The following is a 15,831-nucleotide window of genomic DNA, read 5'->3' as shown; positions in this document are numbered from 1 at the left end:
CTAGAGCGGTTTCCGGCCTTTCTGAATCGTCGAGGATTCACATGGGCGCGGTTTTGTGATTCAGGCTTTGAGCCGGGTCAGGAGGCCGGCACAGATGCCGCGAGTGCTGTCACAGGATCTTCGGGAGCGGGTGGTCGCCGCGATTGGTGGCGGGATGTCATGCCGTGCTGCGGCAGCACGGTTCGGTGTCAGCGCGGCAAGCGCGATCCGCTGGCGGCAGCTGGTCGTTCAGCACGGCACGCCGGCAGCCAAACCGCAAGGTGGCGACCGCCGTGCAGCCCGGATCGAGGCACACGCAACCTTCATCCTGGACGTGATCCAAGCGCAGGACGACATTACGCTGGTCGAGTTGCAGGTGCTGCTCGCCGAGCGCGGCACGCCGGTCGGGATCGGGACGCTGTGGCGGTTCTTCGACCGGCATCGGATCACGCGCAAAAAAAGACGGCGCACGCCACCGAGCAGGACCGCCCCGATGTCCTGAAGCGCCGGGAAGAGTGGTTCGATGGGCAGCTCGATCTCGATCCGGAACGCCTGGTCTTCATCGACGAGACGTGGGCGTCCACCAACATGGCACGTCGCCACGGTCGCTGCCGGCGCGGCGAGCGGCTGCGCTCATGCGTGCCCCACGGACACTGGAAGACCACCACCCTCGTCGCTGGCTTGCGCCGCACCGGCATGGTGGCGCCGATGGTGCTCGACGGCCCGATCAACCGGGATGCGTTCGTTACCTATGTTCGCCAGGTGCTGGTGCCCGGCCTATCACCCGGCGACATCGTCATCATGGACAACCTGTCGAGCCATAAGGCGCCTGCCGCGCGCGACGCCATCGAAGCGGCCGGCGCCAAGCTGCTCTTCCTTCCGCCCTACAGTCCCGACTTCAACCCGATCGAGCAGGCATTCTCCAAGCTCAAAGCGCACCTGCGCAAGGCCGCCGAACGCACTATCCACGGCCTGTGGGACGCCATCGGCCGCATTCTCGACCTGTACTCACCACAGGAGTGTACCAACTACTTCGCCAACGCCGGATATGRCGCAGACTGATCGGAAATTGCTCTAACTTGTCAGCGGACCGAAAATGGGGAGCACGTTAGCCGAGGTCCCGGCGCCGACAGCCGCCCCACTGACGCTAATAGCTCTACACACTCTCGGTTAAGCGATGCCGACTCCAACGCTTCAAATTTAGGCGTCTGAACTGCTACGCATATATGCTACGTAACCCGTCGGCTCGGCCACCGGAAAACTGCGGCTTTTGGAAATGGTCGGGGAGACAGGATTCGAACCTGCGACATCCTGCTCCCAAAGCAGGCGCGCTACCAGACTGCGCCACTCCCCGACAGGGGTTGGCCCTTAGGGGAAGCGGGGGTGGCGGTGCAAGGGGTATTTCTGGGCCTGTTGCGGGCGGGGGTTACAGGTTGGCCTGTTCCTCCTTGGGCAGGTCGGCATCGGGCGGATAATAAAGGCCTGCGCATTCCTCGCGCAGGCAGCCGCCCTCGATCACGATGTCGTCGCGATAGGCATCGGTGATGAAGCCCAGCGTGTCGACATGCCGTGCCTCGAAATACATCGGGTGGACATCGTCGCGCCCTGCGCCATAGACGACCCGCCCGACCTTGGACCAGATCGACGCCATGGTGCACATGCCGCAGGGTTGCAGCGTCGAGTAGAGCGTCGCACCGCGCAATTCCAGTTCGCCCTCCCCTTCGCAAGCGCGGCGGATCGCCATCATCTCGGCATGGGCGGTGGCGTCGGGCAGTTCCTCGGTCTGGTTGCGCTCGGCGGAAAGGACTCGCCCGTCCAGCACGATCACCGAGCCGAGCGGCGAGGTCGAGGGATCGGAGCCTTTCGACCGCGCCACCTCGATCGCCATGCGCATCCATTTTTCGTCGTCCTGGGTCATGGCGGGCTTAACGCCTCCACCCCGCTTTCGGGCTCAAGCCCCTCGAATTCGGCCTATCGCTGCCCCGCCTTCGTGCCGTAATAATCGCTCAGCACCCCAAAGGCCTCCTTGCGCTGCCCGGTTTCGGAGATCAGGCCCTTGCGGTTCCAGCCCTGCTGAAAATCGGGGTTCTGGCGACGGGGCGAGCGGAAGTCCTTGAGGATCCAGGGCGACATGCCGCGCAGGGTCGGTACATGGTCCGCCATGCCCAGCGTGGCGCGGTAATAATCCGCCTGAAAATCCTCGGAGAATTTCTGCTTGTTCGCCGGATCGTGGAAACCCGCCCGCGCATCGGCGCCGAATTCGGAGAAGATCAGCGGTTTGTCGGCGGGCACGCGCCATTCGCTGCGCGCCAGATCGGTCAGGCGATCCTGGGTATACCAGCCATTATAGGTGTTGATCGCCATGACATCGAGCGCATCGGCCAGCGGATCGGCGAGCGTCATCACGGGATGGTCTGCCCCCTCCCCCCGCTCGACCAGCAGCGCGGCGCTGACGAGCCGCGTGTCGTCCAGACGACGGACATCGCCGACCAGCGTGCGCAGGAAGACGTTGCGCGCGTCGGTGACGGGCGTCTCGTTGGCGACGCTCCAGATCGCGATCGAGGCGCGGTTGCGGTCGCGCAGGATATTCTCGGCCAGCATCGTCCGCGCGCGGTTCAGCGTGTCCGGGTTGGACCAGGCGACGCGCCAATAGACCGGCACCTCGCTCCAGACGATCAGGCCCAGTTCGTCGGCCAGCCGCACCGTCACGTCCGAATGCGGGTAATGGGCTAGCCGGACGAAATTGCCGTGCAGCCCGTCCTTGATCTCACTGAGCAGCGCGCGCGAAGCGGCCGGGGTCATGGCGCGGGTGGGATCGACGCCCAGTTCCTCCTCGTGCATCGAAATGCCGCGCAGGAAGATCGGCTTGCCATTGAGCAGGATATCGGCCCCGCGCCGCTCGATGGTGCGGAAACCGATCCGGTCGCGCCACTGATCCTCGCCCGCCGTGACCGCCACGTCATAGAGCCGGGGCCGCTCGGGCGACCAGCGGACCAGCGCACGGGGAGCGGCCATGGTCGCGCGCCAGTCGCCATTGGCGTCGGTCGTGCCCGCGCGGTCCAGCCCCAGCTCGGCGATGCGCAGCCGCACCGGCCGATTCGCCGCCTGAGGCCCGTCGAGATGAACGTCCACCGCCATGCGACCGTCGCGGGTCAGGCGGACCCAGGCGTCGTCGACATAGGTGTCAGGGGTCTGGATCAGCCGGACCGGACGGGTGATGCCGCCATAATTCTCCCAATCGGTGACGGGCGGCGGCACCGTCGCTTCGGTCGCTTGGCTGTCGACGCCGACCGTGACCTGGTTCAGACCGTCGCGCATCAGCCCGGTTATGTCGAAGGCAAAGGGGGTGAAGCCGCCCTCATGCTTTCCGACCGGCCTGCCGTTCAGATAGACGATGGTGGCATAATTGGCCGCGCCGAAACGGAGGAAATAGCGCCCTTTGCGGACGGCGGGTGCGGCGAAGGTCCGCTGATACCACATCAGTCCGTCATAATGGCGAAGCTCTGGCGCCTGGGTCAGCCAGGACGACGGCAACGAGGTCAGCGGCGAATGGGGGAGATCGAACTCGTAGAGGACGCGGCTGTCCTTCGCCATTTCGGCGCGGACGTCGACATCCTTCCAACGCTGCTGTCCGCTATCGGGCATGCCGCCGTGGAAGCCCGAAATCCCCGAACGGAACGGGTCGATCGAATAATGCCAGGGACCGGACAGGTCGGTCCCGTCGCGCAGATCGGCCGACGCGAGAACGGGGCCGGGCCGGGGCGCGGCATCCTGTGCGAAGAGCGGCGCACCCGTGGCCAGCATCATGCCCGCCACGGCATATCCCCAAATGGTCCTGCCCATCACGTCGCTCTCCCGTCATTCGGCCGATCCTGACCGCCGGCCTTCGTCGTCAGTCTAGACCGCACCCCCGCTCATCGCCAGCCGGGCGCGGGGCGATATTCGAAGCTCATGCCGACCGCGCGGCCGGGCTGGAACCCCTTCCACACGGTCGAGGCGGGCGGGCCCGGACTGTACTGCGCCACCCGGCCGACCGGCGCGTCCGCCCAGCGGCCCGTATCCGACTGCACCGTCAGGCCGTTCAGATAGGCGTCCCTGCCCGTCTCGCCCTTCACATAGCGATCCAGAAAGGCGGTGATGAAATGAGTCTGGATAGGAAGCAGCCGGTCCTTGCGCCACACCGCATCCTCGAACCAGTCCATGTCCCAGAAGCGCTGCCGCATCGCGGGAGGCGCGGGGGTCAGCGCGATGCTGTGCCCGGCCTGGGCGAAGGTCAGCAGGTAGCGCGGCGCGGGCGCGGGTGCGCTGAACAGCGCACGCACCGCCTCATGCCCGACGACCCGGTCATGATCGCCGACGACGATCAGCGTCGGCACGGGCACCGCGCCCACCCCCTGCCCCGTCCAGATCGGCACCTCTCCGAAGCGAGCGGCGGGGGCGAGCGCGACGATGGCCTTGAGGTTTTTCGCTCGCAGTTCGCTAGCCCGATCGGCGGCAAAGGGCGTGAGGATATCCCGGCTGAGCTTGCCCATGGCCGGGTTCAGCGGCGCGCCACCGACCGTCAGCACGCCGTAACCGCCCATCGAATAGCCGATCAGCGCGGTCCGTGTCGGATCGGCGGCGGCGAATATACCCTTATGCTGATCGGCGCGGGCTTGCGCTTCGGCGGTGACGAAGGCGATGTCGAGCGGTCGCCGGGCGATCGGCCCGGCGCGGGCGGCATCGGTGCGGATACTGATCGGCGGATCGCGAAAGGCCGGGGCGACCACGACATAGCCCTTGCTCGCCAGGTTTTCGCCCAGCCAGGACAGGACTTCGGGTGTGTTGCCATAACCATGCGCCAGGATCACCAGCGGGAAACGACCCGCCGCGACCGGACGGTCGGGCGAGGCCAGTCCGGGCAGGTCGAAGGCCACGTCCCGGCCATCCTCGCCGGACAAGGCGGTCTTGTAGGTAATCCCCCGCCCCGCCGAGGCCGCCGGATACCAGATCAGCAGCGGCAGCTCGCGATCGACGATGGCGGGCCGGTCCCTGCCCTGAAGCGGATCGGCCTGCCCCGGCTGGACGAACCGGCTGCGCTGCACGCCGACCGGATAGCGTCCCAGCCGGGCGAGTTCGGGGGCATCGACCGGCGGCCGGGCCGGGGCATCGCCCTGCCCCGCCCCCGGCCGCTGCGCCGTGGCAGCGACGGCGAGCGCCGCCGCCGCCAGCCCCAGCCCCAGGCCGACCCGGCGCATCAGAAGTTCAGCCCGAGGCGCATACCCGCATAGCGGCGGAAGTCACGCGGCAGCACCGCCTGGGTCGCGATATTGTTGCCGAAATTGCCCGCCGTGTTCACCAGCGACCCGTAATATTGCTTGTCGAACAGGTTGTTGACGAAGGCGACCAGTTCCCAGCGGCGATCCTCCTCGCGCACGCCCAGACCGACATTGACGATGCTGAAGGCGGGCTGGAAGGTCTGCGGATCGCGCGCCTGGAAATACAGGCTGCTCTGATATTGCCAGTTCACCTGCGCGACGCCGCGCGTCGTCGCGGTCAGGCGCGGCGAGTAATCCAGATTGGCGTTGAACTTCCACTTGGGCGCCTGGATCGCGGTGGTGTCGGTCAGGTTCTGGCTGGCGGGCGAGCCGGTGCAGCCCTGGGCCGCCGTCTGCAACGGATAGCATTGCGCGCGGGCGAACTCGGTATATTTCGCGTCGAGATAGGTGACGGCGCCGCCGAGGTTGAAGCTGTCGCTGAACCGCATCGATCCTTCGAACTCGACGCCCTTGGTGTTGAGCTTACCGACATTGGTCAGGCGATAGTTAGACGTGCCGTCGGCCAGCGTCTCGATCGTCTGGGCCTGAAGGTCGCGGTAATTGGTGTCGAACAGCGTGACGTTGGCGGTCAGGCGACGGTCGAGGAACTGGCTGCGGATGCCCAGCTCCTTGTCGCGCGACCGTTCGGGGCGGATCGGCCCGGCCAGCGCGCGGTTGCGGTTGAAGCCGGTCGTCAGGTCGTAGGTCTGGCCCTTATAACCCGTTGCATAGGTCACGAAGCCGTTGATCGTCGGGCTGAAATCATAGCGCAGCGTGCCGCGATAGGTGCCCGCCGTGTCGCTGGCATGGCCCGCAAAGGCCGTGCCCGCCAGATTGTCGCGGAAGGTATAGCTGACCCGCTCGTTCTGGACGCGCCCACCGCCGGTGAAGGTCAGGTCGGGTACGATCGTCCAGTCGACCTGTGCAAAGGCCGCGACCTGACGCGACTGCGAGGTGGCGTACCAGTTGGCGAGCGAGAAATACGGCCCGCGCTGGAACGGGCGGTTGAACTTCACATTCGCACCGTACAGCCCGACCGTATAGCGGAACGGCTTGTCGGCATCAGATTGCAGCCGGACTTCCTCGGTCACCTGCTCGGAATTGAAGACGCCGATCTGGGTGTTGTTGCCCAGATTGCCGGGCGCCGAGGTGTCGTCATGGTCGAGATAGTCGTTCAGGTGGAAACGGTCATACGAGCTGATCGTGACGAGGTTCAGCGAACCGATGCCGAACTCCCCGCGGATATAGCCGCCGCCGCCCTCGTACCGGGTGCGCGAGTCGTAATTGTTGCTGATCGTCTGGTTGTCCGGCCCCACCACCACGCCGGGCAGCACGACCGACGGGGTCAGTCCGGCCGTGCCGCGCAGACGGGCGTTTGGCCCGAACGCCAGGAAGGGGCGCCCGACCGTGGTGTTGCCGTTGACGTAATTGCCCGAGATGACGAGCGCGGCCGTATCGGTCGGCTCCCAGCGCAGCTTGCCACGCAGGTTCAGCGTCTCGCGGCCATTGACCCGCTTGCCGTTGAACAGGTTGCGGATATTGCCGTCCCAATTGTTATAGGCGGCCGACACGACATAGCCGAGCTGCTCGTTGATCGGGCCGGACACGCTGAAATTGACGCCCTGCTCGCGATCGGTCGTCGCCACCGCATTGGCGCGGATACGCAGTTCCGAGGTCGGGTTGCGGGTGATCAGGTTGACAAGACCGGCCGAGGCCGACTTGCCGTACAGCGTGCTCTGGGGGCCGCGCAGCACCTCGATCCGCTCGACATCGGGCAGGTCGGTGAAGGCACGCGCCTGGAAGGCCAGCGGCACTTCGTCGACCAGCACCGCGACGCTCGACTCCACGCCGATGCCGAAGGCGAAGGTGCCGACGCCGCGCAGCGAGATGTTGGAATTCTGCGGCTGTTCGGCCGGGCGGACGACCAGCGAGGACGAGACCTTGCCGATATCGGTGAAGTTGCGGACACCCGCCGCCGCCAGCTGGGCCGGGGCGACGACCGACACGGCGAGCGGCACGCGCTGGACATTCTCGGCGCGCTTGTTGGCGGTGACGATGATGTCGCCTGCGCTGACCGGTTCGGGTGCAACGTTGGAGGTGGGGCCGCCGGGCTGTCCCTGCGCCTCCTGGGTCAGTTGCGCTTCGTCGGTTGGCGACGGTGCGGCCTGCTGGGCCGAAACCTGACTTGCCGCGGAAAGCGATATGATCATCGCCGTCAGGGCCACGGTGGAACGCAGCATCTTCATCCTTCCCTCCCATTGCCGCCGGTCTTGGCCGGTCTTGCCTTGTCAACCAAACATACCGAATGGCCTTACCAATGCAATGCTGTTGTTAGACCTGCGTTGGATTTGTCGGCACGGGAGCGCAAGCAATGGGAAAAATTGCAAACGTGTGCGACATTTGCGCATCACTGGCCAGCACCGGATACGCAAAAGCGCCAGGCCGGACGCCCCTCGAACCAATCGGCATTTCTATTCCCTCTCCCCTCTCTGAGGGGAGAGGGTTGCGCAGACTTGGCTTTTGCGACAGCAAAGGCTTAGTCGAAGCTGGGTGAGGGGTGCTGCGCTCGCGTAGGCGAGCGCGCGAGCCGGTGGCTCGCTCAACCCCTCACCCAAGCTACGCTAGCCAGCACGCTGGCAAGCTCCGCTATCCCTTTCCCCTATCCAGGGGAGAGGAATAAAGGAGGAGCATCGATGTCAATCCGCATCAAATGGTCAGGTGAAGGCCGCGCCGTCCGTCCTGTTCGACCGGCATAGCATCCGCGCCCTCGACGATCAGGATCCGACCGTCGCCCGGCGGCAGCAGCAGGGTCATGCCGCCCTCCCCTTCCCCGTCGCACGACAGGGCGACGACGACCCGCTCAGCATCGGCCTGGCCGGTCAGATGCCAGCGCGTGACCGGGCCATGGCCGTCGCCACTATCGTCCATGCCGGTCCAGCGGATGGCCCCGGTCGAGGGCGGGAAGAGCCACAGCCCACGGCGATAGGGCTCGGGCCGCCAGCCGCCCCGGGCGAGATCGACCAGCATCGCCGATCCGCCCCGCGCGAACAGCGGCGGCGGGCCATCGAGCGGTGCTGCGACATCGGCAGCCTCCCCATCGGCAAAACGCTCGCCGGTCCAGACATGGACCCATTCCGCCCCGCTCGGCAGTTGGACGGAGCGGCGCTCCGCCCCTTCGTCCATCACCGGCGCCGCGAGGATGTCCGGTCCCAGCATATGCTCGTCGCGTTCGCCCCAGCTTGCCGGGTCCTGCGGGAAGTCCGACCAGAGCGGTCGGACCATCGGCTCGTAATCGGCGTGATAGCGATGCAGCAGGTCGTAGAAGAACGGGATCAGCGTCTGCCTCAGCGCCATCAGGCGGTGCATCGCAGGCAGCACCTCCGGGTACATCCAGGGCTCGTTGACCGTGCGGTCGTCATTCCAGCTATGAATGCTGAACCGGGGCATTAGCACCCCCGCCTGTACCCAGCGGATTAGCAGCTCGGGCGACGGCGCGGGGCCGGAAAATCCGCCCACGTCATGCCCGCTGTTCGACACGCCCGACAGCGCGAGGCCGATCGACTGGCGCGCATTGTACCGGATCGTCTTCCACGCGGTCCGGTTGTCGCCCGACCAGGTCTGCGCATAGCGATGCAGCCCCGCCATGCCCGAGCGGGTGACGACATAGGGCCGGGTATCGGGCCGCGCGGCGACCTGCGCCTGACGCGAGGCGCGCGTCATCAGGATCGGCTGGACCGGGCGCATCTCCGACGCCGGGCGGGGCTGACCGAAACCGTCGACCATCGCACGGGCGTCCCACAGCTCATATTCGTTATTGTCGTTCCACGTCGCTTCCATGCCATGGTCGAGCAGCGCCGACGTCACCTGATCGCGCCACCACGCCGCCGCCTGAGGCTTGGTCATGTCGATATAGCTGCCGACCTCGTCCCAGAATTGCGCCTCGACCGGCTGACCGTCCGCGTCCGCGACGAACAGTCCGGCGGCCGCCACCTCGTCATAGCGCGGGTGGCTGCGCAGCAGGGCGGGCTTGATATTGGGGACCAGTCGGACACCCGCCTCGGCATAGGAGGCAACGAAGGCGGCGGGATCGGGAAACTTGTCGCGGTTCCAGTGAAAGACATACCGCTTGTCGCCGATCGAGGTGTAGCCCGACGACAGGTGGAAGGAGGTGCAGCCCAGATCGTGCCGCTCGCACAACGCCAGAAATCCCGCCATCTGCGCCGCCGCATCGGGCGCATCGGTATAGGTCATGGTCGAGCCCGAATAACCCAATGACCAGCGCGGCATCAGCGCCGGACGGCCGGTCAGCCAGGTAAAGCGTCGCGTCACTGCCAGCGGGTCCGGCCCGGCGATGATCCAGCGATCGACATCGCCTGCGTCCGCTACGACATGACGGTACAGGCCGTGATAATTGTCGAGTTCCTGCCCCAGGTCGAAGGTGACATCGGCGACGGTGTCGTAAAATTCGCCATGGCACCGCCCCTCGGCATCGGCGACCAGCAGATAGGGGATCGATTTGTAGAGCGGATCGCTCGTCTCGGCATCGAAACCCATCGGATCGACATTGGTCAGCCGAAAGCGCCGTCCGGCCCGGTCGGTGTCGCCGGTACGGTCGCCCAGTCCGAAAAAGCGTTCGCCCGGCGTCCGGGCGGCATAGTGATGCGCGCGACCGTCCCACCAGCCAAAGTCATAGGCCTGGGTCGGCCGGTCCTGCGTGATGACGTGCCAGCCCTCGCCCGCCCGCTGCTCCCAGCGCCCGTGCAGACCATCGAGGGTCAGGGTGACGCGAAGCCGCTCGGTCGCGACGATCAGGGTGCCGTCCGCTTCCTCGCAGGTGAAGTCGGGGCAGGCGAAGCCGGACACGTCTATCCGGTCGCGTCCCGGCTCGGCGATATCCTCGGCCCCCGGTGCGATGGCCCAGCTTGGCGGGCTGGTCACGCGCCCCTCCGCCAGCAGCAGGAGGCGCATCACGTCCTCCTCCAGCACGAAGAGATGCGCGACCGCGCCGGTATCGGCGGTAAGCGTCAGAAATCCACGCGAACGGCCGGTGACGGCAAAGCGCGGCGGCTGGGAAAGGGTGGCGCGCCTCATCGGCCGGGCTCCTGGGTCACGGGGTTGGTGGCGAACGGCGTCAGCCGCCGGATGAAGATGATAAGCACCGCCGCCCCGATCAGGTCGAACACCGCGAGCACGGCAAAGAGCGGCGCATAGCCGACCGTATCGGCCAGTTGCCCGATCAGCAGCGAGAAGAGCAACCCGCCAATCCAGCCCGCCTGGCCGATAAAGCCATTGGCGGTGCCGACTTCTGCGGGCGCGAACACATCGGCGGACAAGGTGTTGATCAGGCCGGAGATCATCTGATGCGCAAAGCCGCCGATGCAGAACAGCGCGATCGCGGTATAGGGGCTGGCGGCCAGCCCGATACACCCCGGCGCGATCATCAACACCGCGCCCAGCGCCACGCCCGCCACGCGCGACGGGATCAGCGTGACGCCACGCTTCATCAGCCAGGGCGACAGATAGCCGCCAAGGATGCCGCCGACATCCGCCGCCAGGAAGGGCAGCCAGGCGAACAGCGCGATCTGCTTCAAGTCCATGCCGCGCTCGCTGGCGAGGTAGAGCGGAATCCAGAAGCTGAAGGTCTGCCAGGCCGGTTCGGCCAGGAAGCGCGGCACCGCGATCACCCAGAAGCGAGACGTGCGCAGGATATCCTTCGCCTTGGCGCGCTGGACCGGCCCCTTGGGCTTTTCGACCGCGATCATCGCCTTTTCCTCCGGCGTGATCGCGGGATGATCGTCGGGCGAGCGATAGAAGACGTACCAGGCGGCGGCCCAGAAGATGCCGACGCCGCCGGTGACGAGGAACGCGGTGCGCCAGTCGGCCCAGAGCGCCACCGCCACCACCACCGGCGGCGCGATCAGCGCGCCGAGCGAGGTCCCTGCGTTGAACCAGCCGACCGCGACCGACCGCTCCCGCGCCGGGAACCACTCGGCCACCGCCTTGATGCCCGAGGGGATGGCGGCGGACTCGAACAGGCCCAATATGCCACGATAGATGGCCAGACTGACCCAGCCGATCGCCAGGGCATGCATCATGTTCGCCGCCGACCAGGCGAGGCCGAACAGTGCGAACCCGGCGCGCAGGCCGAAGCGGTCGATGAACGCCCCCGCCACGGGCTGCATGATCGTATAGGCGAGCTGGAACGCGCCGACGACATAGCTGTACTGCTGCGTCGACATGTGAAGCGCGGACTTCAGCTCGGGCGCGAGGACGCCCAGGCTGTTGCGCGCCAGATAATTGGCGATCGTCCCCGCGCAGATCAGCGCAACGATCCACCAGCGCAGATTGCGTACCCGCAAGCCCGTCACTCCCCTAGCCTCTCCGTACGCATCACGGCGCCGGTGTCTGGGGCAAGCTTAACCGCTAGAAAGCGGCCTGTCCATATTGGTCTGGCCAATCATTCCAGCGATCCGATCAATCATCGCCAAGCCACTCGACATAATGGAAATATCGGAAGTCGGCGGGGTGGCCCGAACCGCTCATGTCCTGACAGGCCATGCCGACAAAGGCGCCAGTAAAATTGGGCAGGCCCGCCAGCGTCGCCTCGTCGGAGAGGATGGACGCGTCGAAATCCTGGGACAGCCAGGTCCATTCCGCCGCCCCCGCCGCCCGGAAGGCGAAGCGCAACGCCTCATGATCGACCACCGCCCGCAATTCGAGCGGGCCTGCGGGAGCCGGGACGGCGGGCCCCATCAGGCTTTGCCCCTCGCCGTTCGGCAGGACCGACAAGACCTGGACGAGCTTCTCGCCCGCATCCCCTGCCGTGATCTGGAGGAAATGATATTTGGTGCTGTTGTAATAGGCGACGATCCCGGCCGCCTGCTGGAAATGCTCCGGCTCGTAATCGACGAGCGTTCGCACGTCATAGCGGAAGGCGGTCTGGCGGCGGGCGACCAGCGCCTGTTCGAAATGACTGCCGATCGTCTCGCGCCCGAACAGCCGTAAATGGCCCGGACGTTCGGTCAGGCTGAAGATATATTCCGGTTTGGGCGTCCGCAGCCATTGGAAGGCAGCGGGCAGCGCGGGTCCGTCGAACCCGTCCCGTGCCTCGACCGGTGCAGGGTTCGTGGCCACCGGCGTCGGTTCGGCACAGCGCAGCCAGCCGTCCGCGCCCCACTCCATACGCTGTATCGCCGTCTCGCGCCCCAGCACGCAGCGATTGCTGGCGGGCAACGGGCGGCCGCAAAGATAGGCCATCCACGTCTCGCCCTCCGGCGTCTCGACCAGATCGCCATGACCGGTGCGTTGCAGCGGTGCGTCGGGCGTGTCGCGCGCGGTCAGGACCGGGCCGTCGGGATGCACCTCATAGGGCCCGAACAGATCGCGCGAACGCGCCATCGTCACGGCATGACCGCGCTCGGTCCCGCCCTCGGCCACCAACAGGTGATACCAGCCGTCGCGCTGGTAGAGATGCGGCCCCTCGGTAAAGCCCAGCGGCGTGCCGTCGAAGATCCGGCGACGCTCGCCGAACAGGCGGCCGGTGTCCATGTCCATCTGCTGGATCACGATCCCGGCGAAGCGCTTGCGGTCGGGCCGGTGGTCCCAAAGCATGTTGAGCAGCCAGCTGCGCCCGTCATCGTCATGGAACAGCGCGGGGTCGAAGCCGCTGCTGTTGAGATAGACGGCATCCGTCCACTCGCCGTCGATCCGGTCGCACGACACCCAGTAATTGTGGAAGTCGCGAAGCGACGCGCCCTTGGCGCCGTCGACGGTGGTGCGGCCATAGCGCTTCACATCGGTGAAGATCAGGTGGAACCGCCCATTGGCGTAAGTGAGATCGGGGGCCCAGACCCCACAGGAATCCGGATTGCCCCGCATGTCGAGCTGGCTCGCCCGGTTCAGCGGCCGGGCGACCAGCGTCCAGTTCACCAGATCGCGGCTATGGTGGATCTGGACGCCCGGATACCATTCGAAGGTCGAGGTCGCGATATAGTAATCCTCGCCGACGCGTACGATCGAGGGATCGGGGTTGAAGCCCGGCAGGATGGGATTGTTCGGGGTCATGCGGGTTTGCGCACCAAGGTCCAGAGGAGAGCCGCGCCCGCCAGATCGAGCAGGCCGAGCAGGATGAAGAAGGGCTGATAGCCGACCTGATCGACCAGCGATCCGAGGGTCAGGGTGAAGATCAGGACGCCCAGATTGGCCGCCGTCCCCGATACGCCGGTCGCGGTCGCCACCTGATCCTGCGGGAACAGGTCGGAGCATAGTGTGATGACGGTGACCGACAGCGTCTGGTGCGCGAAACCGCCCAGGCACAGCAGCGCGACGGCGGCGACGGGGCTGTTGACGCTGCCGACGAACATCATGCCCGTCATCAGCACCGCGCCCAGCGTAAAGGCCCCGCGCCGCGCGTCGATCAGGTTGACGCCGCGCCGTTGCAGGAAGGCGACGACGGCCGGGCCGAACAGGCATCCCAAATCGGCGGCCAGGAACGGCAGCCAGGCGAACAGCGCGATCTGGGTCAGGTCGAAATGCCGCGCCTGGACGAGGTAGAGCGGCATCCAAAGCGACAACATGCCCCAGACCGGATCGGCCAGGAACCGTGCCGCCGCGATCGCCCACAGGTTGCGACGGCGCAACAGCTCGCCCAGCGGCGGACGGCGGCGCTGCTTGACGAGCGCGGCTTCCTGTCCCTCGACGATCAACGTCCGCTCGCGCGCCGACAGCGCCCGGTGCCGCGCGGGCGGCGCGTACCAGAACAGCCAGGCCAGTACCCAGAGCAGCCCCAGCCCGCCTGCCACGAAGAACGCCGCACGCCAGCTATGGTGGAAGACCGCCCAGGCGACGAGCGGCGGCGCGAAGACAGCACCGAACGACGCCCCAATCTGGTAGATGCCGCCCGCCACGCCGCGCTCGCGCGCCGGAAACCACTCTGCGACGACCTTCATGCCCGCGGGCTGCGCCGATCCCTCGACCAGGCCCAGCGCGCCGCGAAGACCGGCAAAACCCAGCCAGCCATTGGCGAAGCCATGGCCGATGGTGATGCACGACCAGACCGCGACGAACAGGGTGAAGCCGATCTTCAGGCCGATCAAATCGAGCAGATAGCCCGCCACCGGCTGGAACATGATGCCGAACTGAAAGGCGCCGGTGATCCAGCTATATTGTTCCGAACTGATATGCTGCTCGGCCATGATCGCGGGCGCGGCGACGCCCAGGATGCTGCGCGTCAGATAGTTGATGACCATCGCGCCCACGAACAGCGCGATGATCGTCCAACGAATATAGGGAAAACCCTTCACATGCGGTCCTTCGGCCTGTTTGGCATATGTCGTTCCCATTGACCTGATGCGGCCTGCCGGGGCACGGCAGTGGTTGAGCATCGGCATAGCGTGAAGCCCGATGACGGGACAGGATGACCTTGACCAAGACCCGAAAGCGCCCGCGCGGTGTGACCATCATCGACGTGGCCAAGGAGGCCGGCGTCTCGCCCATGACCGTCTCGCGCGTCATCAATGGCGATGCGGGCGTGCGCGACGAGGCGCGCGTCCATGTCCGCGAGGTCATCAAGCGGCTGAACTACACGCCCAATCTGATGGCACGCAGCCTGGTCACGTCGAGCGAGATCCGCATCGGCGTCATCTATTCCAACCCCAGCGCCGCGTTCATGAGCGAGCTGCTGGTCGGTGTGTTCGAGGAAGCCTCGACCCGCGCGGCGCAATTGTTCCTGCTGAAGGGCGAACAGGGCCGCCCGCCCGCGCGCGAGGCGATCGAGGGGCTGATCGAGCAGCGGATCGCGGGCGTCATCCTGGCTCCGCCGCTGGGCGAATCCGACTTCGTGCGCGACATCATCCGCGAGGCGGGGTTGCCCATGGCGGTCATCGGCGGCGTCGCGCCCGATGCCGTGTCCGTGTGGATCGACAATGCCCGCGCCGCCTATGACATGACCCGCCACCTGATCGGCCTGGGCCATCGCCGCATCGGCTTCGTCCATGGCAATCCCGGCCAGTCGGCCAGTATCGAGCGCCTGGCGGGCTTTCGCCGCGCGGTCGAGGAGGAAGGCGATCTGGAAACGCGGGTCGTCCAGGGCGACTATAGCTATGCCTCGGGCCTGACGGCGGGCGAGGCGCTGCTCGGCGGCGAAAGTCCGCCGACCGCGATCTTCGCCAGCAACGACGACATGGCCGCAGCGATCGTCTCGGTCGCGCATCGGCGGCATCTGGACGTGCCGGGCGACCTGACCGTGGTGGGCTTTGACGACAGCACCGCCGCAACGACGCTCTGGCCGCCGCTGACCACCATCCACCAGCCGGTCCGCGCGCTGGCGACCGAAGCGCTGCAAAGACTGATCAAGGAAATTCGCGGCGGGGTTCCGGCACCGAACGGCCAGCCGCGCATCACGGTGCTGGAGCATCAACTGATCGAACGCGACTCCACCGCGCCCCCGCGTTCGTAAAACTGCCGCTCCACCCCTCCCCTTTAGGGGAGGGGCCGGGGGTGGGGCGTATCCCCAGGCGCGGCGTTCGTGGCGAGGCCCCACCCCAACCCCTCCCCT

At 66.6% G+C, this 15,831-nt stretch carries 10 protein-coding genes and 1 tRNA gene; 2 read left to right on the top strand and 9 right to left on the bottom strand.

Annotated elements, in window-relative coordinates:
- Window positions 1-94 precede the first annotated feature (94 nt).
- Window positions 95-1,041, top strand: a protein-coding gene (locus ASF14_RS06245; protein ID WP_156361059.1) for an IS630 family transposase whose coding sequence is annotated in 2 segments (ribosomal slippage) — window positions 95-431 and window positions 431-1,041 — 948 coding nt in all. Because the reading frame shifts where the segments join, the coding sequence is not laid out codon by codon here.
- A gap of 215 nt (window positions 1,042-1,256) precedes the next feature.
- Here the strand turns inward: ASF14_RS06245 and ASF14_RS06240 are convergent.
- From ASF14_RS06240 to ASF14_RS06200, 9 genes are all read right to left on the bottom strand, one after another.
- Window positions 1,257-1,333, bottom strand: a tRNA-Pro gene (locus ASF14_RS06240).
- 72 nt (window positions 1,334-1,405) lie between these two features.
- Window positions 1,406-1,897, bottom strand: a complete 492-nt coding sequence (locus tag ASF14_RS06235) for a nucleoside deaminase (protein ID WP_056432988.1) — start codon at window positions 1,895-1,897, stop codon at window positions 1,406-1,408.
- A 53-nt stretch (window positions 1,898-1,950) separates the two neighbouring features.
- Window positions 1,951-3,822, bottom strand: a complete 1,872-nt coding sequence (locus tag ASF14_RS06230) for a glycoside hydrolase family 2 protein (RefSeq protein ID WP_082442106.1) — start codon at window positions 3,820-3,822, stop codon at window positions 1,951-1,953.
- A 71-nt stretch (window positions 3,823-3,893) separates the two neighbouring features.
- A complete protein-coding gene (locus ASF14_RS06225; protein ID WP_056432985.1) occupies window positions 3,894-5,216 on the bottom strand; it encodes an alpha/beta hydrolase family protein in 1,323 nt (440 codons plus the stop codon).
- Window positions 5,216-7,516 carry a TonB-dependent receptor gene (locus tag ASF14_RS06220; protein ID WP_236696952.1) on the bottom strand — a complete coding sequence of 767 codons (2,301 nt, stop codon included), beginning with the start codon at window positions 7,514-7,516 and terminating at the stop codon, window positions 5,216-5,218. The genes ASF14_RS06225 and ASF14_RS06220 overlap by 1 nt, the downstream gene beginning before the upstream one ends.
- 466 nt (window positions 7,517-7,982) lie before the next feature.
- Window positions 7,983-10,367: a glycoside hydrolase family 31 protein gene (locus tag ASF14_RS06215; RefSeq protein WP_056432982.1), complete on the bottom strand. Its 2,385-nt coding sequence runs from the start codon at window positions 10,365-10,367 to the stop codon at window positions 7,983-7,985.
- Complete coding sequence (locus ASF14_RS06210) at window positions 10,364-11,635, bottom strand: MFS transporter (protein ID WP_056433011.1); 1,272 nt, start codon at window positions 11,633-11,635, stop codon at window positions 10,364-10,366. Before ASF14_RS06210 ends, ASF14_RS06215 begins: the two co-directional genes overlap by 4 nt.
- Before the next feature lie 115 nt (window positions 11,636-11,750).
- Complete coding sequence (locus ASF14_RS06205) at window positions 11,751-13,340, bottom strand: glycoside hydrolase family 43 protein (RefSeq protein ID WP_056432979.1); 1,590 nt, start codon at window positions 13,338-13,340, stop codon at window positions 11,751-11,753.
- Window positions 13,337-14,578 (bottom strand): MFS transporter, encoded by a 1,242-nt coding sequence (locus ASF14_RS06200; protein ID WP_156361058.1) that lies wholly within the window; start codon window positions 14,576-14,578, stop codon window positions 13,337-13,339. The genes ASF14_RS06205 and ASF14_RS06200 overlap by 4 nt, the downstream gene beginning before the upstream one ends.
- Window positions 14,579-14,691: 113 nt before the next feature.
- On the opposite strand from ASF14_RS06200, the gene ASF14_RS06195 reads away from it, so the two are divergent.
- Window positions 14,692-15,732, top strand: coding sequence for a LacI family DNA-binding transcriptional regulator (locus ASF14_RS06195; RefSeq protein WP_082442104.1), 1,041 nt, complete (start codon window positions 14,692-14,694; stop codon window positions 15,730-15,732).
- The last annotated feature ends 99 nt before the right edge of the window (window positions 15,733-15,831 follow it).

This window comes from Sphingomonas sp. Leaf257 (assembly GCF_001422185.1).
GTDB lineage: Bacteria > Pseudomonadota > Alphaproteobacteria > Sphingomonadales > Sphingomonadaceae > Sphingomonas > Sphingomonas yabuuchiae.
This window is presented reverse-complemented; position numbering and strand designations above follow the sequence as displayed.